General features: G+C 70.9%; 21 protein-coding genes. 15 read left to right on the forward strand and 6 right to left on the reverse strand.

Annotated features, from left to right (window positions below):
* Positions 1-46: 46 nt before the first annotated feature.
* The gene (locus tag B5D60_RS07910; protein WP_078699647.1) at positions 47-1,159 is read right to left on the reverse strand and encodes a lipid II:glycine glycyltransferase FemX; all 1,113 of its coding nucleotides are present in this window, start codon (positions 1,157-1,159) and stop codon (positions 47-49) included.
* 112 nt (positions 1,160-1,271) lie between these two features.
* Between B5D60_RS07910 and B5D60_RS07915 the strand changes: the two genes are divergently transcribed.
* A complete protein-coding gene (locus B5D60_RS07915; RefSeq protein ID WP_078699648.1) occupies positions 1,272-2,162 on the forward strand; it encodes a siderophore-interacting protein in 891 nt (296 codons plus the stop codon).
* Positions 2,163-2,181: 19 nt separating this feature from the next.
* Here B5D60_RS07915 and B5D60_RS07920 read toward each other — a convergent pair whose 3' ends face one another.
* Together B5D60_RS07920 and B5D60_RS07925 are read right to left on the reverse strand one after the other, a co-directional pair.
* Positions 2,182-3,006, reverse strand: a complete 825-nt coding sequence (locus B5D60_RS07920; RefSeq protein ID WP_078699649.1) for a siderophore-interacting protein — start codon at positions 3,004-3,006, stop codon at positions 2,182-2,184.
* Positions 3,007-3,078: 72 nt separating this feature from the next.
* Positions 3,079-3,513, reverse strand: a complete 435-nt coding sequence (locus tag B5D60_RS07925) for an HNH endonuclease (RefSeq protein WP_078699650.1) — start codon at positions 3,511-3,513, stop codon at positions 3,079-3,081.
* Between the two features lie 104 nt (positions 3,514-3,617).
* Between B5D60_RS07925 and B5D60_RS07930 the strand changes: the two genes are divergently transcribed.
* The 12 genes from B5D60_RS07930 to B5D60_RS07985 all read left to right on the forward strand — a co-directional run bounded on the left by B5D60_RS07930 (position 3,618) and on the right by B5D60_RS07985 (position 15,671).
* Positions 3,618-5,147: a circularly permuted type 2 ATP-grasp protein gene (locus tag B5D60_RS07930; protein ID WP_231949001.1), complete on the forward strand. Its 1,530-nt coding sequence runs from the start codon at positions 3,618-3,620 to the stop codon at positions 5,145-5,147.
* The gene (locus B5D60_RS07935) at positions 5,147-6,073 is read left to right on the forward strand and encodes an alpha-E domain-containing protein (protein WP_078699651.1); all 927 of its coding nucleotides are present in this window, start codon (positions 5,147-5,149) and stop codon (positions 6,071-6,073) included. The genes B5D60_RS07930 and B5D60_RS07935 overlap by 1 nt, the downstream gene beginning before the upstream one ends.
* Positions 6,074-6,081: 8 nt before the next feature.
* Positions 6,082-6,912 (forward strand): transglutaminase family protein, encoded by an 831-nt coding sequence (locus B5D60_RS07940; RefSeq protein WP_078699652.1) that lies wholly within the window; start codon positions 6,082-6,084, stop codon positions 6,910-6,912.
* A 40-nt stretch (positions 6,913-6,952) separates the two neighbouring features.
* On the forward strand, positions 6,953-8,026 hold the full coding sequence (gene mgrA, locus B5D60_RS07945) for an L-glyceraldehyde 3-phosphate reductase (protein ID WP_078699653.1): 1,074 nt from the start codon (positions 6,953-6,955) through the stop codon (positions 8,024-8,026).
* Between the two features lie 51 nt (positions 8,027-8,077).
* The gene (locus B5D60_RS07950) at positions 8,078-8,821 is read left to right on the forward strand and encodes an ABC transporter ATP-binding protein (protein WP_078699654.1); all 744 of its coding nucleotides are present in this window, start codon (positions 8,078-8,080) and stop codon (positions 8,819-8,821) included.
* Between the two features lies 1 nt (position 8,822).
* Positions 8,823-11,381 (forward strand): ABC transporter permease, encoded by a 2,559-nt coding sequence (locus tag B5D60_RS07955; protein ID WP_078699655.1) that lies wholly within the window; start codon positions 8,823-8,825, stop codon positions 11,379-11,381.
* A 128-nt stretch (positions 11,382-11,509) separates the two neighbouring features.
* Complete coding sequence (gene rpsF / locus B5D60_RS07960) at positions 11,510-11,803, forward strand: 30S ribosomal protein S6 (protein ID WP_078701340.1); 294 nt, start codon at positions 11,510-11,512, stop codon at positions 11,801-11,803.
* A 75-nt stretch (positions 11,804-11,878) separates the two neighbouring features.
* Positions 11,879-12,466: a single-stranded DNA-binding protein gene (locus B5D60_RS07965; RefSeq protein WP_078699656.1), complete on the forward strand. Its 588-nt coding sequence runs from the start codon at positions 11,879-11,881 to the stop codon at positions 12,464-12,466.
* A 36-nt stretch (positions 12,467-12,502) separates the two neighbouring features.
* On the forward strand, positions 12,503-12,739 hold the full coding sequence (gene rpsR / locus B5D60_RS07970) for a 30S ribosomal protein S18 (RefSeq protein ID WP_067861076.1): 237 nt from the start codon (positions 12,503-12,505) through the stop codon (positions 12,737-12,739).
* 18 nt (positions 12,740-12,757) lie between these two features.
* On the forward strand, positions 12,758-13,204 hold the full coding sequence (gene rplI / locus B5D60_RS07975; RefSeq protein ID WP_078699657.1) for a 50S ribosomal protein L9: 447 nt from the start codon (positions 12,758-12,760) through the stop codon (positions 13,202-13,204).
* A 65-nt stretch (positions 13,205-13,269) separates the two neighbouring features.
* Positions 13,270-14,892 carry an ABC transporter substrate-binding protein gene (locus B5D60_RS07980; protein ID WP_078699658.1) on the forward strand — a complete coding sequence of 541 codons (1,623 nt, stop codon included), beginning with the start codon at positions 13,270-13,272 and terminating at the stop codon, positions 14,890-14,892.
* Positions 14,892-15,671, forward strand: coding sequence for a siderophore-interacting protein (locus B5D60_RS07985; RefSeq protein ID WP_078699659.1), 780 nt, complete (start codon positions 14,892-14,894; stop codon positions 15,669-15,671). Before B5D60_RS07980 ends, B5D60_RS07985 begins: the two co-directional genes overlap by 1 nt.
* Before the next feature lie 87 nt (positions 15,672-15,758).
* On the opposite strand, the gene B5D60_RS07990 is transcribed toward B5D60_RS07985, so the two are convergent.
* A complete protein-coding gene (locus B5D60_RS07990) occupies positions 15,759-16,157 on the reverse strand; it encodes a hypothetical protein (protein WP_078699660.1) in 399 nt (132 codons plus the stop codon).
* A 63-nt stretch (positions 16,158-16,220) separates the two neighbouring features.
* A complete protein-coding gene (locus tag B5D60_RS07995; RefSeq protein WP_231949002.1) occupies positions 16,221-17,528 on the reverse strand; it encodes an MATE family efflux transporter in 1,308 nt (435 codons plus the stop codon).
* Positions 17,529-17,996: 468 nt separating this feature from the next.
* On the opposite strand from B5D60_RS07995, the gene dnaB reads away from it, so the two are divergent.
* Entirely contained in the window at positions 17,997-19,334 is a 1,338-nt protein-coding gene (gene dnaB / locus B5D60_RS08000; protein WP_153302920.1) for a replicative DNA helicase, read from the forward strand.
* Between the two features lie 66 nt (positions 19,335-19,400).
* The gene (locus tag B5D60_RS08005) at positions 19,401-19,619 is read left to right on the forward strand and encodes a hypothetical protein (RefSeq protein ID WP_078699663.1); all 219 of its coding nucleotides are present in this window, start codon (positions 19,401-19,403) and stop codon (positions 19,617-19,619) included.
* A 110-nt stretch (positions 19,620-19,729) separates the two neighbouring features.
* On the opposite strand, the gene B5D60_RS08010 is transcribed toward B5D60_RS08005, so the two are convergent.
* Entirely contained in the window at positions 19,730-20,536 is an 807-nt protein-coding gene (locus tag B5D60_RS08010; protein WP_172806296.1) for a cutinase family protein, read from the reverse strand.
* Positions 20,537-20,612: the final 76 nt, after the last annotated feature.

Genomic DNA, 20,612 nt, shown 5'->3' on the forward strand with positions numbered 1-20,612 from the left:
GAAGCCTCCTCCGGCGTGGACGGGACCGCGCAGGCAGCGGCGACGGTCAGCCGCGACGCTTCATGTACGCCGTGAACGCGGCGTACAAGGGGCGGTTCAGCGGCAGGTCCCACTCGCCGAGGTACTCCACGGCCTCGCCGCCGGTACCGACCTTGAACTGGAGCAGGCCCACATGGGAGTCGTCGGTGTCGAGGGTGTCGGTGATGCCCCGCAGGTCGTAGACCTCGGCCCCGCCGGCGAGCGCGTCGCGCATCATCTGCCACTGCACCGCGTTCGAGCCGCGGACCTCGCGCTTGGCGGTGGTGGAGGCGCCGTAGGAGTACCAGGCGTGCGTGCCGACCTGCACGAGCGTGGTGGCGGCGACGAGGTCGCCCTCGTGACGGGCCAGGTAGAGGCGCAGGCGCTGGGGGTCCTCGGCGGTCATCGCGTCCCACATCGTCTGGAAGTACGAGAGCGGCCGCGGCGTGAAGTGGTCGCGCTCGGCGGTCTCGACGTAGACGCGGTGGAACTCCGCGAGGTCGTCGCGGGTGCCCTCGGTGACCTCGACGCCCTGCTTGGCGGCCTTGCGGATGTTGCGGCGCCACAGCTGGTTCATGCCGGCGAGGACGTCGTCCTCGGTGCGGCCCGCGAGCGGGACCTGGAAGTTGTACTTGGGCTGCCCGGCGGAGAAGCCGCCCTCGGCCGCCTGCTCGCGCCAGCCGAGGGAGCGGAGCTGCTGGGCCACGGCGAGCGCGGTGTCGTCGGTGTGGTCGGCGGGGACGTCGCCGAGGCGGTTGAGGACGTCGTCGGCGAGCGCGGCCTTGAGGGTGGCGGCCTCCCAGCGACGGGTCACCAGAGCCGGTCCCATGCGGATGCCGAAGGCGCCGTTGGCCTTGAGGTGGGCGCTCATCGCGTCGAGCGCCTCGGGCACGTCGTGGCTCCAGTCCAGCACCGGGCCCTCGGGCAGGTAGGCCAGGTAGCGCTTGAGCTTCGGCACCTGGCGGTACAGCACGAGACCGACCCCGACGAGGTCGTCGCCGCGGAACCAGCCGATCGACTCGCCCCGCCACTCGGACTTCACCGCCGACCACGCGGGGGTCTGCAGGAAACTCGCCGAACCGCGTTCGGCGATGAACGCCAGGTGCTGTTCGGCCGCGATGGTTCGTACGTGCAGGGTCACGGCTCGAGGCTATCCAACGATGTTTGTTAGGCTGGCCTAACGCAGTACCCCGGACGCGCCTGGAGGCCGGCCCGGGCCGGGCCGCCCGGCGGCCGATCATCGGAGGATCCCTGTGAAGACCTTTGTCGCGACCGTCCTCGGTCGCCGCGTCCTGACCCCGCACCTCGTCTCGATCACCCTCGGGGAGATCGACGAGTGGGAGTCCACCGGCATCCCCGACGAGTACGTCCGCCTGCTGCTGCCGCCGCGCCCCGATGCCCCCGTCGTCCTGCCCGAGATCGGCGAGGACTGGTCGGTCACCTACCCCGAGGGCGCCGAGGAGCTCGTGCCGCGGGTCTACACGATCTCCGACCACCGCATCGTCGACGGCCGGGTCCGCGTGGACGTCGACGTCGCGCTGCACGACCACGGGGTCGGCTCCGACTGGGCACGCACGTGCGAGCCCGGCGACCGGGTCGGCCTGCTCGAGCCGCACGGCCTCTACCGCCCGCCGGCCGACGCCACCGAGCAGGTGTTCGTGTGCGACCTGACCGGCGTGCCGGCCCTCGCGCGGATCCTGCGCGGCCTCGAGCCGGGCGTCCGGGCCGACGTGCACGTGGTGGTCAAGGACGCGTCCGACGAGGTGCCGCTGCCGTCGACCGCCGACGTGACGGCGCAGTGGCAGGTCGTCGAGAACGACCACGACATCCCCGACGCCCTCGAGGCCGCCCTGCGCGCGCGTGACCTGCCCGCCGATCCGACGGGTCGCTACGTCTGGCTCGCGGGCGAGGCCCGCGCCGGCCGTGCCGCCCGCAAGCTGCTGCGCCGCGACCTTGGCTGGCCGCAGGCATCTTTCTACACGTGCGGCTACTGGCAGATCGAAGGCGAGAAGTGGAACGCCCGCTACGAGAAGGTGGCCGAGCAGGTCCAGGCCAAGGCGATGGACGCCTACGAGCGCGCCGGCGAGGACGAGGGCGCCTACCTCGACGAGCTCGAAGACATCTACGAGTCCGTCGGCCTCTGATCTCGTGCGCCGGAGGCGCTCATTGGCCGGAGGCGCCGTTGCGCCAGTAGCCCACGAAGCTGATGCGGTCCTTGGGGACGCCGGCCGACACGAGGTGGCGCCGCGCTCCCTGGACGAGGGACTGCTCGCCGACGAGGAACGCGTGCACCGCCGGCTCGGGGGTCACCGCGACGAGAGCCGGGAGGGCGAGGTCGCCCGCCTGCTGCCCGGACGAGCGACTCAGCCAGCGGACCTCGACGCCGGGCGGGTGCGGCAGGTCGAACCGATCCTCGTCGCTCGGCACCTCGAGGATCGCGGTGCCCGTGGCGGTGTCCGGGAGGCTGGCGAGGACGCCCGCGACCGCCGGCACGCCGGTCTCGTCGGCGAGGAGGAGCACGTGGTCGGTGCCGCGTCCGGGGTTGAAGGCAATGCCCTCGTCGACGATGCCGATCGGGTCTCCGGGCCGACAGGTCTGCGCCCACGTCGACGCGGGCCCGGCGGTGCCGTCCTCGGCGCTGCCGTGCAGGACGAAGTCGATGTCCAGCTCGGGGCCGTTGAGACCGACCGGCCGGAACGCCCGCACGGTGTAGTTCCGCAGCACCGGCCGCTCGCCCTTGTCGATCCGCAGGTAGCGCAGGTAGCCGAGCAGGTTCACCTTGTCGGGCAGCTGGTCCAGCCCGGTCTCGCCCGCGGTGGGGATGAACATGCGGAACCACTGGTCCCACCCCATTGGGGTGAACCGGTCGATCGACCCGCCGCCGACCGTCACTCGCTGGAAGTGTGGCGAGATGCGTTCGCTGCGCAGGACCTCCAGCCGGACCAGCTGCTGACGGCCGGGTCTGACCAGATCGCTCGCCTTCGCCATGGCTCCTCCTCGGTTGAGTTAGGCGAGCCTAACCGAGGTGGGGACGTCAGTCACCCGACTGTCCAGCAGCCGTCAGGCGACCCAGGCCGTGGGGCGGGCCGGGGTGATGAGCAGGGGCATGCCCGCCTCGGCAGGGGTGCGGTTGCCCTTCTTGTGGTTGCAGCGCAGGCACGCGGCGACGGCGTTCTCCCACGTGAGCCCGCCGCCGCGCGAGCGGGGGACGATGTGGTCGACGGTCTCGGCCGAGCCGCCGCAGTAGGCGCACCGGCGGTCGCGGGCCTTGATCGCGCTCTTCGTGCACAGGTGGCTGCGGCGATGCATCCAGCGGGCCACGACGTAGCGCACCAGGCGCAGGACCCGGGGCCGAGGGAACGGGCCGAACGAGTCGTCGGCCGCCTCCTCGATGACCGCCACCTCGCGCACCAGCATCCTGATGGCGTGGCGCAGGGACACGCGCTGCAGTGGTTCGTAGCTCGCGTTGAGCACCAAGACGTCACCTGCGGTCATGGGCGCGCCCCTTTCCGCTACGAAGCGTAACCGCGCGAGAGGCCATTTCGGGAGCGCCGCCGGCCGAAACGTGCAAGTGACAATCCGCCCCTAAGGTGGAACCCGTGACCCAGGCGCAACTGTTCGAGGGATACGGACCCGTCGCGGGCTTTGACGAGATGTACGGCGACGAGGGCCTGCGCGACCTCTACTCCTCCGTCCACGCGGCCTTCGGGAAGATGCCTCCCGAGGAGGTCCGCCAGCGCGCCGACGGGCTCGCGTCGTCCTACCTCGAGCAGGGCATCACCTTCGGTGTGGCGGGTGAGGAACGTCCCTTCCCACTCGACATCGTGCCCCGCATCATCGAGGCCGACGCGTGGGACGAGGTCGAGTCCGGCGTGAAGCAGCGCGTCAAGGCGCTCGAGGCGTTCCTGGCCGACGCGTACGGCGCGGGCGAGCTGTTCCGCGACGGCGTGGTGCCCCGCGAGACCGTGGTCACCTCGAGCCACTACCACCGCGTCGTCGCCGGCATCGACCCCGCGAACGGCGTGCGCATCCACGTCTCGGGCATCGACCTGATCCGCGACGGCGACGGCGACTTCCGCGTCCTGGAGGACAACGCGCGAGTGCCGTCGGGCGTCTCCTACGTGATGACGAACCGGCGCGCGATGTCCAGCGGGCTTCCTGAGGTCTTCGCCGACCACCGCATCCGCCCCGTGGCGCGGTACTCGCGCCAGCTGCTGTCGGCCCTGCGCGCCGCCGCGCCCGCGGGCGTCAGCGAGCCCACGGTCGTGGTGCTGACGCCGGGCGTCTACAACTCGGCCTACTTCGAGCACACCCTCCTGGCGCGCACCATGGGCGTCGAGCTGGTGGAGGGCCGCGACCTCGTCTGCCACGGCGGCCGCGTCATGATGCGCACCACCGACGGCTTGGCCCCGGTGCACGTCATCTACCGCCGCATCGACGACGAGTTCCTCGACCCGCTGGCGTTCCGCGCCGACTCCGCGCTCGGCGTCCCGGGCCTCATCAACGCGGCGCGGGCCGGCAACGTCACGATCGCGAACGCGGTCGGCAACGGCGTGGCCGACGACAAGCTGCTCTACACGTACGTGCCCGACCTGATCCGGTACTACCTCCACGAGGAGCCGATCCTGAGCAACGTCGACACGTGGCGCTGCGGCGACGACGACCAGCGCGAGGAGGTCCTCGACCGGCTCCACGAGCTCGTGCTCAAGCCCGTCGACGGCTCCGGCGGCAAGGGCATCGTCATCGGCCCGGCGGCCTCCAGCGAGGAGCTCGACGAGCTGCGCGCGAAGGTGATCGCCGCGCCCCGCGACTGGATCGCCCAGCCGGTGATCTCGCTGTCCACCGTGCCCACGCTCGTCGAGGACGGGATCCGTCCCCGCCACGTCGATCTGCGCCCGTTCGCGGTCAACGACGGCGACGACGTGTGGGTGCTGCCCGGCGGCCTCACCCGCGTCGCGCTGCCCGAGGGCGAGCTCATCGTGAACTCCAGCCGCGGCGGCGGCTCGAAGGACACGTGGGTGCTGGCCCGGCCCACCGAGCCGATCGAGGAGCCCGACGACGACCTCGAGCCGGTCACCCAGACGCAGACCATGGTGCCGATCAACGCGCCGCTGAGGGGGGAGGCCTGATGCTCAGCCGGATCGGCGAGTCCCTCTTCTGGATCGGCCGCTACCTCGAGCGCGCCGACGACACGGCGCGCCTGCTCGACGTGCAGATGCAGATGCTGGTCGAGGACCCCGCGATCGACGAGGTCACCAGCTGTCAGCAGCTCTTCGCGGTGATGGGCCTCGAGAGCTTCGGGGGCGTGCCCAACCGCTGGTCGATGCTCGACCTGCTCGCCTACGACCAGAAGTCGCCGAGCTCGATCGCGTCGGTCATCGGGTCGATGCGCGAGGCGGCCCGCAGCGCCCGCGAGACGCTGTCCACCGACGTGTGGTCGGCGATCAACACCACGTGGCAGGGCGTCCCGGCGGCCACCTCGATGCGTCCGGTGGAGATGTTCAACTGGGTCCGCCGCCGTACCGCGATGATCGCGGGCACCGCCGACGACTCCATGCCGCGCGACCAGGGCTGGTACTTCTACGTCCTGGGCCGCAACATCGAGCGCACCGACATGACCGCGCGCCTGCTGTCCACCGCGGCCAGCGCCGGGGCGTCGGGCATCGCGTGGCAGAACACGCTGCGTGCGTGCGGCGGCTACGAGAGCTTCCTGCGCACCTACCGCGGCATCGAGCGCGACAGCGCCTCGGCCGAGTACCTGCTGCTCGATCGCTGGTTCCCCCGGTCGCTCGTGTCCAGCCTGAGCGAGGCCGAGCGGGCGCTCACCCGGCTCGACGTCACCGGCCGCCGCGCCGGCTTCTCCGACGAGGCCCTGCGCCTGCTCGGGCGCGCCCGCACCGAGATCGAGTACCGCCCCCTGAACGAGATCCTGGAGACCATGCCGGTCGAGATGGAGCGGCTGCAGCGCGCCTGCTCGGCTGCGAGCGACGCGATCACCGCGCGGTACTTCGCCCAGGAGGACTGGCACAGCTGGAGAGGGAGGGTGTCGCTGTGAGTTTGAGGATGAGGGTCCGGCACGCGACCACCTACACCTACTCCGAGCCCACGATGGCCTCCTACAGCGAGGCCCGGCTGACACCGCAGACCACCGCCCATCAGTACGTGCGGCGCACGCGCCTGGAGATCGCGCCCACCGCGTGGTCGCAGGAGTACCGCGACTACTGGGGCGCCACGGTGACGGCGTTCGAGGTCACCGATCCGCACGACGAGCTCACGGTGGTGGCCACCTCGGTGGTCGACACCGCCGACCCGGCCGAGCCCGGCGAGTCGATCGGCTGGGACGCGCTCGACCCGAACACCCTGGACCGCTACTGCGAGTTCGTGCACCAGCAGGACAAGGTGCGTCCCGCGCCGTCGCTCGTGGCCGAGCTCGACGCGATCCGCGCCGACGCCGCCACCCCGGGCGCGTACGTCGAGCGCGTGGTGGAGCTGCTGCGCACGAGGGTCACGCGGCTCGTCGCCGCCACCCACGTCAGCGCCACCTCCGAGGAGGCGTGGGAGACCGGCCGCGGCGTCACGCACGACATCACGCACATCGCGATCGGCGCCCTGCGCCACGCGAGCATCCCGGCGCGCTTCGTGGCCGGCTACGTCCACCCCGAGGCCGACCCGCAGGTCGACGCCCCGGTCGCCGCCGAGCCGCACGCGTGGCTCGAGTGGTGGGACGGCCGCTGGGTGGGCTGGGACGTCACGAACGGCGAGGCTCCCGGCGAGCGCCACATCGTGGTCTCGCGCGGGCGCGACTTCGACGACAACCCCAACCTGCGCGGCATCTACTCCACCGACGGCGAGGTCAGCACCACCGTCGAGGTCGAGATCACCCGCCTGGCCTGACGCGGTCGCCGGTGTCGGGCGCGCGCCCTACCGTGGACCCATGACCACCGACTGGACCCGCAACCGCGTTCCCGAGACGAACCGCCCCTGGCAGGCCGACGCCGATCGCTACCAGGGGCTGGAGTACCGGCGCGTGGGCCGGTCCGGGCTGCTGCTGCCGCCGATCAGCCTCGGGCTGTGGTGGAACTTCGGCGACAACCGCACCTTCGACACGCAGCGTGAGGTGCTCCGGCACGCGTTCGACCTCGGCATCACGCACTTCGACCTGGCCAACAACTACGGCCCTCCGTACGGCTCGGCGGAGGAGAACTTCGGCCGGATGATGCGCGGCGACTTCGCGCCCTACCGCGACGAGCTGGTCATCTCGACGAAGGCCGGTTGGGACATGTGGCCCGGGCCGTACGGCTTCCTCGGCTCGCGCAAGTACCTGCTGTCCAGCCTCGACGCCTCGCTCCAGCGGATGGGCCTGGACCACGTCGACATCTTCTACTCGCACCGCGCCGATCCCGACACGCCCGTGGAGGAGACGGTCGGCGCGCTCGACACCGCCGTGCGCCAGGGCAAGGCGCTCTACGTGGGCATCTCGTCCTACTCGGCCGAGCGCACCCGCCGTGCCGCGGAGGTCGCTGCCGACCTCGGAACTCCGCTGGTGATCCACCAGCCCGCCTACTCGATGGTGAACCGCTGGGTCGAGGACGAGCTCCTCGACACCCTCGAGGACACCGGCATGGGGTCGATCGCCTTCACGCCGCTGGCGCAGGGCCTGCTGACCGACCGCTACCTCGGCGACGAGCCGGTCGAGCGCTCCGGCGGACGGTCGTCCTTCGACGACTCGGTGGTCGAGGCGAACCGCGACCGCCTGCGCGGCCTGGCCGACGTGGCCCGCGAGCGCGGGCAGTCCCTGGCCCAGCTGGCGATCGCGTGGGTGCTGCGTCCGGGGGCAGCCACGTCGGCCCTCATCGGCGCCTCCAGCACGAAGCAGCTCGACGAGAACGTCGCCGCCGCGGACAACACCGACTTCACCGCCGAGGAGCTCGAACGGATCGACGAGCTGGTCGGCCACGACGCCGACGCGCGGGTCGATCTGTGGGGTGGTTCGGCTCACATCGTGTAACTCTGAGTGACCCCGTGCCGCTACTCAGGTTTTCTCGCCTAGGCTCTGCCCATGGAGAAGACCGTCGCGGCGCACGCGCACGAGCTGACGAAGACCTATGGCAAGGGCGATGCACAGGTCCGTGCGCTCGACGGAGTCTCGCTCGAGATCTACGAGGGTGAGTTCACCGCCGTCATGGGTCCGTCGGGCTCGGGCAAGTCCACGCTCATGCACTGCATGGCCGCGCTGGACACTCCCGACGGCGGCCGCGTGACGATCGGCCCCACCACGCTGGCCAAGCTCGACGACAAGGCGCTCACCGTGATGCGTCGCGAGAAGATCGGCTTCGTCTTCCAGGCGTTCAACCTCGTGCCCACGCTGACGGCCGAGGAGAACATCCTGCTGCCGCTGTCGATCGCGGGCCGCAAGCCCGACGAGAAGTGGTACCGCAACGTCATCGACGCCGTCGGCCTCGCCGACCGCCTCAAGCACCGCCCCAACGAGATGTCCGGCGGCCAGCAGCAGCGCGTGGCCTGCGCCCGCGCGCTCGTCAGCCGGCCCTCGATCGTGTTCGCCGACGAGCCCACCGGCAACCTCGACTCCACGTCGGGCGCCGAGGTGCTCTCGTTCCTGCGTCGCAGCGTGGACGAGTTCGGTCAGACGATCGTCATGGTGACCCACGACCCCGTCGCGGCCAGCTACACCGACCGCGTGGTCTACCTCGCCGACGGACGCGTGGTCTCCGAGCTGCGCCACCCCACGGCGGAGAAGGTCCTCGAGCGCATGAGCGTGGTGCAGCGCCGGATCGGCGCGTGACGTGCGCCGAGTCACCTGGCGCAACCTCGTCGCCCGCAAGGTCCGCCTGCTCCTGAGCGCGTTCGCGATCGTGCTGGGCATCGCGTTCCTCTCGGGATCGCTGGTGTTCACCGACACGATCGGCAAGAGCTTCGACCAGATCGCCCTGGGCACCGTCACCGACGTCGCCGTGCGCCCCCAAACCGGCGAGGGCGACGCCGTCGCGATGAGCGTCAACCGGGAGGCACGCACGATCCCGGCCTCGGTCGTGGACCAGGTCGCGGCGCTGCGCGACGTGGCGCGGGCCGAGGGAGCCGTCAACGGCGGTGGCCTGTTCGTGGTCAAGAAGAACAACCGTCTGCTCGGCGGCACGGGCGCCCCGACCATCGCGCTCAACTCCGGCCCGGCCGACCCGATCCCCAACGCCGCGGGCGAGCAGATGCTGAGCTGGGACGCGGGTCGCCCCCCGGCGAAGGAGGGCGAGGTCGCGATGGACGCGCGCTCCGCCGAGGTCGCCGGCTACCGCGTCGGCGACACGGTCAAGATCGCGTTGCCCAGCGACCCGCCGATCCTCAAGGCCGAGCTGGTCGGCATCTTCGACTTCACGTCCGGCGGCCTGGCCGGCGCGACGCTCGTGATGTTCGACGACGTCAGCGCCCAGAAGTACTTCCTCGACGGTGAGGACGCGTACAGCGTCATCCAGATCGAGGCCAAGCCAGGAGCCTCGCAGCAGCAGGTCGCCGACCAGGTCGCCGAGGTGATCCCCGAGGGGACCGAGGCGGTCACGGGCGACTTCGTCGCGCAGGAGTCCAAGGACCTCTTCGACCAGCTGCTCGGCTTCCTCAACACCTTCCTGCTGGTCTTCGCCGGCATCGCCCTCGTGGTGGGCACGTTCCTCATCGTCAACACGTTCTCGATCCTGGTCGCGCAGCGCAGCCGCGAGCTGGCCCTGCTGCGGGCCCTCGGCGCGTCCCGTCGTCAGGTGAGTCGGTCGGTGCTGACCGAGGCCTTCGTCATCGGCGTCATCGGCTCCACGCTGGGCCTGGCGCTGGGGTTCGCGCTGGCGATGCTCCTCAAGGTGCTGTTCAGCAACTTCGGACTCGACCTGTCGGGCACCGCCCTGGTGTTCCGGACGCGCACGATCGTGCTCGCCTACGTCGTCGGCGTGATCGTGACGATGCTGGCGGCCTGGATCCCGGCGCGGCGGGCGGCGCGGGTGCCGCCGGTGGCCGCGATGCGCGACGAGATCGCGATGCCCGAGTCCTCGCTGCGGTGGCGCCTCGTGCTGGCGCTGCTCTTCGGGCTCGCCGGGGCGGGCGCGATGGCGGCCGGCTCGTGGCTCGACGTCCCGCGGCCGATCGCCTGGGTCGGTGCCGGCATCTTCGGGGTGCTCATGGCCGTCGCTCTCGGCAGCCCGATCATCGCCACCCCGGTGCTCGCGGTCTTCGGCGCGCTCTACCGGCTGCTGTACAAGTCGGTCGGCAAGCTCGCGGCGCAGAATGCTCGGCGCAATCCGCGACGCACGGCTGCCACCGCGTCGGCGCTCATGATCGGCCTGGCGCTGGTCACCACGATGTCGATCCTGGGCGCGTCCATCAACAAGTCGATCGACGCCGGCGTGGAACGCGAGTTCTCCGCCGACTTCGTCATCCAGAACGTGAGCGGGCAGCCGTTCTCGCCCGGGATCTCGAAGAAGGTCTCCGAGGTGCCCGGTGTCGCGGGCGTCGCCCCCGTGCAGGCGATCGTGTTCCGCGCCGACGGCTCGCAAGTCTTCGCCTCGGCCACCGACCCGGTGCAGCTGGCCTCGGTGTTCGACCTCGACTACACCGCCGGCGAGGCCCCGGCGGCGGACGGCACGATCGCCCTGAGCGAGTCGCTCGCCGCGTCGCTCGGCCGCACCGTGGGCGACGTCGTCGAGCTGTCCTTCAGCACCGGCAAGGTCGACGGCAAGGTCACGGGCGTCTACTCCGACAGCAACATCGTCGGCCAGGCGGTCGTCCCGCTGTCCACCGTCACCACCGCGGGCATCCGGCGCGGCGACACCACGCTGGCGCTCAACGCCACGCCGGGCACGGGCACGCGCACCGTGCGCGCCAACCTCGAGCGCGCGGTGGGCGAGAACCCCACGATCGTCGTCCAGGACAAGGAGAGCTACGCCGAGGCGCAGCGCTCGCAGGTCAACACGCTGCTCTACCTGATCTACGCCCTGCTGGGCCTGGCGATCGTGATCGCGGTGCTCGGCATCATCAACACGCTCGCACTGAGCGTCATCGAGCGCACCCGGGAGATCGGACTGCTGCGTGCCGTCGGGCTCACGCGTCCCCAGCTGCGCCGGATGGTGCGCCTGGAGTCGGTGGCGATCGCGATCCTCGGCGCCGTCCTCGGCATCGGGGCGGGCCTGCTGTTCGGCATCGCGCTGCAGCGGTCGTTCGCTGACGACGGCATCAGCGACCTGGCGATCCCGTCCGGCTCGCTCGCGGTGTTCGTCGTGGTCTCGGCGCTCGTGGGAGTCCTCGCGGCGGTGCTGCCCGCGCGGCGTGCGGCGAAGCTCGACGTGCTGCGCGCCATCACGGGCGAGTAGCGGCCGATCGCCGGATTGGTCCGGAACGACGGGCCGCTGCTAGACTCGTGAGGTTGCCGTTCGAGGCAACACCCTCCTGTGACGGAAAGCCCGTCACCGCTCAGTCCAAAGGAGAATCCGCAGTGTCACTGCGCAAGTACGAAGTCATGGTCATCCTCGACGCCGACATCGATGAGCGTTCCGTCGAGAAGAGCCTCTCGACCTACCTCAACAACACGGTCGTCGCCGACGGCGGCTCGGTCGATGCGATCGACGTCTGGGGCAAGCGCCGTCTCGCCTACGAGATCAACAAGAAGTCCGAGGGCATCTACGCCGTCGTCGGTCTGTCCGCCGAGCCCGCCTCGGTCAAGGAGCTGGACCGTCAGCTCTCCCTGAACGAGTCCGTCGTCCGCACGAAGGTCACGCGTCCCGACGTGAAGTGATCCTGTGGACGGAGTGATTCCGTCCCCCGAATCCGACACACTCGTCGCGAGAGCACCTCGAGAGAAGGCTGATCCATGGCAGGCGAAACCACCATCACCCTCGTCGGCAACCTGACCCGCGACCCCGAACTGCGTTTCACGCCGTCGGGCGCGGCAGTCGCCGACTTCACCGTCGCGTCCACCGCGCGCACGTTCGACCGTCAGACGAACGAGTGGAAGGACGGCGACACGCTGTTCATCCGCTGCTCGGCCTGGCGCCAGCTGGCCGAGAACGTCGCCGGCTCGCTGACCAAGGGCACCCGGGTCATCGTGACCGGCGCGCTGAAGGTCCGTGAGTACGAGCGTCAGGACGGCGGTCGCGGAACGAGCGTCGAGATGACGGTCGACGAGGTCGGCCCGTCGCTGCGCAACGCCACCGCACAGGTCACCCGCACGTCGGGTGGCGGCGGCGGCCAGGGCGGCTTCGGCGGCAACAACTCCGGAGGCTTCGGCGGCAACGCCGGCGGCAACTCCGGAGGTTTCGGTGGCGGCCAGCAGGGCGGTCAGCAGTCCGATGCCAGCGCGTGGGCCCAGCCCTCCGCGCCGCAGCAGCCTTCCGGGGGCAACGACCCCTGGGGCGGCGGCGGCAACGCCGGCGGCTCCAACGACGAGCCCCCCTTCTGATCCATCACACGTAGCAAGAACATTTCCAGGAGCATCATGGCCAAGCCCGTTGTCCGGAAGCCGAAGAAGAAGAGCAACCCGCTCGCGGCCGCCGGCGTCACCACCATCGATTACAAGGACACTGCGCTGCTGCGCAAGTTCATCTCCGACCGCGGCAAGATCCGCGCCCGTCGCGTCACCGGCGTCTCGGTCCAGGAGCAGCGCCAGATCGCCAAGGCGATCAAGAACGCGCGCGAGATGGCGCTGCTGCCCTACACGTCCAGCGGTCGCTGAGTCAGGAGCACAGAACAGATGAAGCTCATCCTCACGCACGAGGTCACGAACCTCGGCCAGCCCGGCGACATCGTCGAGGTCAAGGACGGCTACGGCCGCAACTTCCTGCTGCCGCGCAACTTCGCCATTCGTTGGACGAAGGGCGGCGCCAAGCAGGTCGAGTCGATCAAGGCCGCTCGCGATGCGCGCGCCGTGCACGACCTCGAGACCGCGCAGTCGATCAAGGGCAACCTCGAGTCGTCCGCGATCAACGTCCCCGCCCACGCCGGTGAGGGCGGTCGCCTCTTCGGCGCCGTCACCGTCACCGACATCGCCAACGCGCTGGCCGAGGCCGGCGTCAAGGTCGACAAGCGTCGGATCGAGGTCGGCAACCCGATCAAGAGCCTCGGCGCGCACACGGTCTCCGTCCGCGTGCACCCCGAGGTCGCTGCGACGGTCAAGCTGAACGTCGTCGCCTCCAAGTGATCCTCAAGTCGCCGGGTCCCGCTTCACGCGGGGCCCGGCGCCTTGCTGTCGGGGCACTGGCGGGCGTGCTGCTCGCCGGTTGCTTCGGCGGCGGTGACGACGGCGGCACCGCAGAGACGAAGGCCGCCGAGGACACGTCGCTGCCCATGGCCGACGTGCACCCGGCCGACGCCGACGCGGTGCGCGACGGCGGCACCCTGCGCCTGGGCGTCTCGTCGTTCCCGGCGAACTTCAACCCCGTGCACACCGACGGCGTCGCCAGCACGGCGCCGCAGATCCTCGATCCCACCCTCGGCAGCGCCGTGCGGGTGGCTGAGGACGGCTCGTGGTCGACCGACCCCGACTACGCCACCAGCGTCGAGATCAGCGACCGTGATCCGCTGACCGTCCGCGTCGAGCTCAACCGCAAGGCCGTCTGGCAGGGCGGCACCCCGATCACCTCGGCCGACATGGTCGCCTGGGTCGCCGCGTTGCAGGACGACGACTACGCCGCCGCCGCGCCCCCGGCCTACGACCTCGTCGAGGCCGTCGAGCCCGACGGGAAGTTCGCCTACGAGGTGGTCTTCGAGGAGCCCACCGCCGACTGGCCCGCCGCCGTCTATCCCACGCTGCCGAAGGCCCACACGAAGTCGGCCGACAGGTTCAACCGCGGCATGTCCGCGAAGGCGCCCTCGGCCAACGGCCCGTACGTCGTCTCGAAGATCGAGCGCCGTACCGGCACGATCACGCTCGAGCGCAACCCACGGTGGTGGGGCCGCACGCCGCGGCTGGACTCCATCGTCTGGAGGATCGGTGAGGAGGACGTGCTGGCCCGGGCGTTCCTCGCCGGCGAGCTCGAGTCCGCGCCGGTCACCCCGGCCACCCGGGCCGACCTCGCGAAGGCCGACCTGCGCGCCTCCCGCGGCTCCGAGTGGTCCCACCTGACGATCAACGGGGGCGCCGGCCCGCTCGAGGATGCCGACGTCCGGCGCGCCGTGACGCTCGCCGTGGACTCCGCCGGCATCGTCGCCGACACGTCGGAGCGCTACGGCGTGGAGACCGATCCGATGACCTCGGTGGCCCTGCTGCCCGGTCAGGTCGGGTACCGGGACACCGCACCGATCGCCCGCGACGTCGCGAAGGCCCAGAAGCTGCTCGCGAGGGCAGGCTGGCGGCGCAAGGACGGCACCGGCCCGGTGCTGCGCAAGGGCCGTCCGCTGGTCCTGTCCCTGCCGGTTCCCGACACGCGCTCGGGCGCGGTCCAGCGTGCCGAGGCGATCGCCGAGGACCTGGCCGAGGTCGGCGTCCGGGTCAAGGTCACCACGGTCCCCGGCGCCACCTTCTTCGAGAAGTTCGTGATCCCGCTCGACTTCGACCTCACCACGTTCGCCTGGCAGGTCAATCCCTTCGACCTCGGCGACACGAAGCGGCTGTTCACGCCGATCGACAGTCCGATGAACTTCACGGGCAAGGCCTCCAAGGCCACGGGGAAGGCCTTCGACGCGGCGATCGAGGAGCTGGACGACCCGAAGCGGGCCGACGCGATCGCCGAGGTCGACACCGTCGCGCGTGCCCAGGCGTCGATCCTGCCGCTGGCCGTGATGCCCAAGGTGCAGGCCGTCGATCCGACGGTGCGCAACCTCGGTCCTGCCGCGCTGGCGCATCTCGACTGGACCACGGTCGGATTCGCGGCGAAGAAGGGCGACTGATGGCGCGCACCCGGCGCGAGGCGGTGGGCTGGCCCACGATCCTGCGTGAGCTGCGCGTCGTACGCGTCGCCGACGTCACGCCCACCACGCGTCGCGTCACCCTTGCTGGCGAGCAGCTCGAGGAGTTCGCCGTCGCCGGCGGCACCGCGGCGCCCTTCCGCTCCGAGGGCTTCGACGACCACGTGAAGCTGCTCGTGCCGCTCGAGGGCACCGACCGTCCGCCGCTGCCGGTGCAGGGCCCCGACCGGCTCGAGTGGGGCGGCGCGGGTGGCCGCCCGGTGGCCAAGGACTACACGCCGCGAAGGTTCGCTGGCGGCGAGCTCGACCTCGACTTCGTGCTCCACGAGGGTGGCTTCGCGGCCGGCTGGGCGCGGCGCGCCACCCCCGGTGACCCGGCATGGATCGTCGGGCCCACGCGCTCGCTGCTGCTGCCCGCCGGGATCGAGCGGATGGTGTTGGCCGGCGACGAGACCGCCCTGCCCGCGATCGCGCGGCTGCTGGACGCCTGGCCGGGCTCGATGACCGCCGATGTCGTGATCGAGGTGGCGTCCCCCGAGGGCATCCAGGACCTGCCGTCGCTGCCGGGCGTCGCGGTGCGCTGGGTGCACGGCGCCGACGCCTGGATCGACGCCGTCCGCGCCCTGCCGTGGCCCGACGTGCCCACCTTCTGCTGGGTCGCCGGCGAGGCCGGCGCCGTCCGCCAGGTCCGCCGCCACCTCGCCGACGACCGCGGCGTCGCCCGCGACTGCCTCGACGCCACGGGGTACTGGCGCCGGTAGAAGTTTCCCCGGTTAACCGGGGAATCCACCGCTATGCGGGGGAAACTTCCCCCGCATAGCGAGGGGAAACCCCGCTCGGTCGGTGGGTCAGGCGGCCTCGGGCAGCCGGGCTGCGACCGGGTGGCCCTGCCACCACAGCGTCTGGTCGAGGTCCGAGCCGTCGCGCGGTGCCCACGTGCGCACCATGACACGGTCCGTGCCCAGCTCGTGGTCGAGGCACGCGGTGCCGTTCGGGAGGTCGAGCTCGGTCCGCTCGACGTCGCCGCACGGCACGAGGCGGCGACGGCCGGGGAGGCGTCGGCCCGCCGGACGCGTGGTGCCGCGCACGATGTGGGTGCGCAGGCCTTCGTATGACACGACCTCGAGGGGTCCGGTCTCACGCAGGACGCCGGCGAGCTCGTCGGTGGTGAGGACGTACACGCGCCCGACGCGGTGGGAGCCGGAACGGGCGAGACGCGGGATGGTCCGCAGGACGGGAATGCTCATGCCTCCACGGAAGACCCCGAACCTGTCAGCCACCTGAAACGCAGGTGAACGTTCGGCGTGAGTTCAGCGGGCGCCCAGGACCAGCCAGCGGTCGCCTCGCTGCCGCAGCCACAACGTCACCCACCGGGTGGCCTGGAAGAGCGCGTAGGCGCCCCACAGCCACGTGAAGCCGGCATCGGTCTCGCGGATCAGCAGCGCGACGGGCGCATAGACCAGCAGTGCGACGAGGCCGGCCCAGGCCAGGTAGACCCCGTCGCCCGCGCCGATCAGCACGCCGTCGAGCACGAAGACGACGCCCGACAGCGGTTGGATGGCGGCGACGATCAGCAGGGCCGGGACGGCGGCGGCGCGGACGTCGGCGTCGGGGCTGAAGGCGCGCGCCACCCAGGGCGCGGACACCGCCAGGAGGACGCCTGCGGCCAGGCCGAACCCGAAGCCCCACGCGATCACGCGCCGGGTGACCTCGCGCGTTCCGGCGGCATCGCCCGCGCCGAGAGAGTGCCCGGTGAGCGTCTGGGCGGCGATCGCGAAGGCGTCGAGGGCGAACGCCAGCAGCATCACGATCGTGGTGGCGATCTGATGGGCGGCCAGCGAGGCGTCGCCGAAGCCCGCCGCGACGAGCGTGGCCAGCAGCAGGACGGCGCGCAGGCTCAGCGTGCGCAGGAGCAGCGGGACGCCGTCGCGCCCGGCCCTGGTGACGTCCGGCCACCGCAGCCGGGCCGACGCGTGCGTGTGACGGCTGCGTCGGACCACCTGCCCGACGAGGGCGAGCGCGGCGGCCCACTGCGCGAGCACGAGCCCGAGCGCCGCCCCGCGCATGCCGAGGTCCGCTCCGTAGACCAGGGCGACGGTGAGCACGACGTTGAGGACGTTGGCGGCGATCATGACGACCAGGGGCGTGCGCAGGTCGAGCACGCCGCGCAGCGCCCCGGTCGCGGCGAGCACGAGCAGGACCGCCGGGATGCTGGCGGAGGCCACCAGGAGGTAGTCGGTGGTGAGATCGGCGACGCGGTCGGAGCTGGCCAGGGCGGCGCCCAGGGGGCGGGCCGTCAGGGCGGCGAGCGTCCCGAGGACCACGCCGATGAGCAGGGCCAGCCAGACGCCGCCGAGAGCCGCCTCGAGGGCCCGCCGCTGATCGCCGGCCCCCTGGTGCCGGGCGACGGTGGCGGTGCTCCCGTAGGCGAGGAAGACGCACAGCCCGACGACGGTGGAGAGGATGGTGGAGGCGGCCCCGAGGGCGGCCAGCTCGGCGCGCCCCAGGTGGCCCACGATGGCCGTGTCGGCCATCAGCATGAGGGGCTCACAGATCAGCGCGGCGAACGCGGGAACGGTGATGGCCAGGATCCGACGGTCGAGAGAGGCGTTCCGCACGGGGCGACGATACTCCTGTGACGAATGTGGTGGATTTATCGACATGTCGGCGGTCGGCGTGGTAGCCGCCGTGGAAAACTCCGAGGGCGAAAATCACACCCGACCTTGATCGTTCCACACCTTGTGACTCACGTTTCCGCAGGTCAGAGGCATGTGTGACCTGCGCCACACACGACTTTCCACAGGGTGGTCCACCGACTGTGCACACTCCGCACCGGCGTTTTCCACAGGATCTCCGCAGTTGTTCACATGGCCTGTGCGCCGCTGTCTCGACCCGGGTCCCGCGGGCCCGTAAGGTCACCCGAGGTGAGGTTCTGGACCGGGGGGAGCCGGTCTTCTGTCGGACCCCGCCCGTAGGTTTTCCCCCAGCTGCCGATCACGTCGAGGAGTGCCGTGAGCGTTACCGATCTGTACGAGTCCGAACGATCTTCGGACTCCGCGGGCTCGGGCTACGTTCCGCCTCAGGACATGGCCGCCGAGCAGAGCGTCCTGGGCGCGATGCTCCTGTCGAAGAACGCGATCGACCCGGCCACCGACCTGCTCGAGAGCCGCGACTTTTACCGTCCCGCGCACGAGCTGATCTTCGACGTCATCACCGATCTGTCGGGACGCGGCGAGCCGGCCGACGCCATCACGGTGGCCGCCGAGCTCACCCGTCGCGGCGAGATCGCCCGCATCGGCGGTGCCGCCTACCTGCACGACCTCGTCCAGGGCGTGCCGATCGCGGCGAACGTCGACTACTACGCCGAGATCGTCCACGAGAAGGCCGTGCTGCGGCGCCTCGTCGAGGTGGGCCAGCAGGTCGCCCAGCTCGGCCAGTCGGGCACCGGCGAGATCCAGGACATCGTCGACCGCGCGCAGAAGGCCGTCCTCGACGTCGACGGCACCAAGTCGGGCGAGGACTACAACGTCCTGTCCGACCTCATGTCCTCGACGATCGACGAGCTGGAGGAGCTGGAGACCCGCTCCGGCGAGGTGCACGGCGTCATGTCGGGCTTCCCGGATCTCGACCGCCTCACCACCGGCTTCAAGCCCGGCCAGATGATCGTCGTCGCCGCGCGACCGGGCGTCGGCAAGTCCACGCTCGGGCTCGACTTCGTCCGCAACGCCTCGATCCGCCAAGGCCTGACCTCGGCGATCTTCAGCCTGGAGATGACGGGCTCGGAGATCGCGATGCGCCTGCTCTCGGCCGAGGCCAAGGTGGCCATCCACCACATGCGCGCCGGCTCGATGTCGGGCCGCGACTGGGACGCGATCGGCCGCGCGATGGCCACGGTGCAGGCCGCGCCGATCATCATCGACGACAGCCCGAACATGACGATGCCCGAGATCCGGTCCAAGGCCCGCCGCATCAAGAAGCAGCATGGCCTGGACTTCGTCGTGCTCGACTACCTGCAGCTGATGACCTCGGGCAAGAAGGTCGAGAACCGCCAGGTCGAGGTCTCGGAGTTCTCCCGTCAGATCAAGCTCCTGGCCAAGGAGCTCGGCGTTCCCGTCGTCGCGATCAGCCAGCTGAACCGTGGCTCCGAGCAGCGCACCGACAAGACGCCGCAGATCTCCGACCTGCGTGAGTCCGGCTCGATCGAGCAGGACGCCGACATCGTCATGCTGCTCAACCGCCCCGACGCCCACGGCGCCGGCGAGTCCGAGCGTCCCGGCGAGGCCGACATCATCGTCGCGAAGAACCGCTCCGGCCCGGTCAACAAGGTCGCCGTGTCCTTCCAGGGCCACTATTCGCGCTTCACCCCGATGGCGCGCGAGCCCGAGAGCGCCGCCGGCGGCGCCTCCGGGGCCGACTTCGCCTGAGTCGGCACTCGCGTTCCGGCTGCTGCCCGAACGCTTGCGATCGCCCGGACCGGGTACGTCCCAGGCATGACTGACACGAACATCGATCTCGAAGCCGTCCAGACCGTCGTCGACCGCGTCACGTCCTGGCAGGACGGGGCCACCGAGGGCACGGTCGAGGAGGAGCTGCGGAAGGGCTTCTCCGAGGTGGGCATCGACGTGTCCGACGACCACGTGACCGCCCTCGCGGAGGCCATCCAGAGTCGGCACGGCGCCGTCGACGCCGCCGAGGTGCTCGGCCGCTGAGCCAAGGGGCGCGAGCTCCCCGCAGAAAATGGAAATGTTGTGCCGCTTCGGCCCATATACGGGCCAAAGCGGCACAACGTCCGACCGCGTAGGTCTCCTCGCGGTGTGGCTCAGCCGGTCTTGCCGGCGATGAAGTTCACCGCTCCGACCCGCGGCGTCGAGCGCGCCGTGAAGTAGGAGCGATGGATCGCCAGGCCCGCCGCGTTGTTCAGTGCAGTGAGGTTCTGGCCCCCGCGCTTGGTCGAGCCCTGGCAGGCCGGGTCGCCCGCGAAGCAGTACGACCGCAGCCGCCCCTCGAAGGCCTTGAGGTCACCCGTGGCCCGGGTGCCGAGCATGCCGAACTTCTTGAGTCCCTTGGTCGCGACGAACGGCTCGGTGGGGTTGTACATCGGGTCGCCGTAGAACACCACGGCGGCGATCTTGCCGCGCGCGGTGGCGTTGGGTCGCACGCCGCTGCTGGCCGACAGGGCGTCGCCGATCACGTGGGCGCCCTGGGAGAAGCCGATCAGCACCGTCTTGGAGCTCGGGCACTTGGTGGCGAGGTAGTTGAGCGACTTCTGCAGGTTCACCACACCGCCGTGACGGCTGTTGTTGTAGGCCAGGCCGGCCATCCCGATGGCCGCGTTGTACTTGAGGCCCGCGATGTAGACGGTCTTCTTGCTGACGGTCTGCAGGTCGCCGGCGACGGGGCCCGGGCGGCCCATGCCCGTCCTGTAGGCGTAGAGCGCGGTGTTGGTGGTGGCGGTGTTCGTCGTTCCGGCGGCCTCGTCGCTGCCGCGGACGACGACGGTGATGACGTTCGAGCACAGGCTCGAGGAGGCGGCCGCCTGGCTCGGGGGAGCCGCGAGCATCGTGACGCCGAGGATCGCCGCGGCGCCGGTGAGGGCTCCGTTGCGCAGGATCGTGATGGGGGTCATGAGGGGGTCCTTCCGCTGTGGGCCCGCTCCGTCGAGGACCCGATGGACCCACCTTCGGGGCGACCCGCCGCCACCG

Origin of the sequence: Aeromicrobium choanae, assembly GCF_900167475.1 — a bacterium.
In the GTDB taxonomy this organism is placed as follows: Bacteria; Actinomycetota; Actinomycetes; order Propionibacteriales; family Nocardioidaceae; genus Aeromicrobium; species Aeromicrobium choanae.

What these genes read in the sequence shown, in the direction of transcription:
- rpsR (WP_067861076.1), top strand. Translation starts at nt 12,503, where the DNA reads ATGGCCAAGCCCGTTGTCCGGAAGCCGAAGAAGAAGAGCAACCCGCTC.
- B5D60_RS08005 (WP_078699663.1), top strand. Translation starts at nt 19,401, where the DNA reads ATGACTGACACGAACATCGATCTCGAAGCCGTCCAGACCGTCGTCGAC.
- rplI (WP_078699657.1), top strand. Translation starts at nt 12,758, where the DNA reads ATGAAGCTCATCCTCACGCACGAGGTCACGAACCTCGGCCAGCCCGGC.
- B5D60_RS07985 (WP_078699659.1), top strand. Translation starts at nt 14,892, where the DNA reads ATGGCGCGCACCCGGCGCGAGGCGGTGGGCTGGCCCACGATCCTGCGT.
- B5D60_RS07920 (WP_078699649.1), bottom strand. Translation starts at nt 3,006, where the DNA reads ATGGCGAAGGCGAGCGATCTGGTCAGACCCGGCCGTCAGCAGCTGGTC.
- B5D60_RS07965 (WP_078699656.1), top strand. Translation starts at nt 11,879, where the DNA reads ATGGCAGGCGAAACCACCATCACCCTCGTCGGCAACCTGACCCGCGAC.
- dnaB (WP_153302920.1), top strand. Translation starts at nt 17,997, where the DNA reads ATGGCCGCCGAGCAGAGCGTCCTGGGCGCGATGCTCCTGTCGAAGAAC.
- B5D60_RS07935 (WP_078699651.1), top strand. Translation starts at nt 5,147, where the DNA reads ATGCTCAGCCGGATCGGCGAGTCCCTCTTCTGGATCGGCCGCTACCTC.
- B5D60_RS07925 (WP_078699650.1), bottom strand. Translation starts at nt 3,513, where the DNA reads ATGACCGCAGGTGACGTCTTGGTGCTCAACGCGAGCTACGAACCACTG.
- B5D60_RS07950 (WP_078699654.1), top strand. Translation starts at nt 8,078, where the DNA reads ATGGAGAAGACCGTCGCGGCGCACGCGCACGAGCTGACGAAGACCTAT.
- B5D60_RS07940 (WP_078699652.1), top strand. Translation starts at nt 6,082, where the DNA reads ATGAGGGTCCGGCACGCGACCACCTACACCTACTCCGAGCCCACGATG.
- B5D60_RS08010 (WP_172806296.1), bottom strand. Translation starts at nt 20,536, where the DNA reads ATGACCCCCATCACGATCCTGCGCAACGGAGCCCTCACCGGCGCCGCG.
- B5D60_RS07990 (WP_078699660.1), bottom strand. Translation starts at nt 16,157, where the DNA reads ATGAGCATTCCCGTCCTGCGGACCATCCCGCGTCTCGCCCGTTCCGGC.
- mgrA (WP_078699653.1), top strand. Translation starts at nt 6,953, where the DNA reads ATGACCACCGACTGGACCCGCAACCGCGTTCCCGAGACGAACCGCCCC.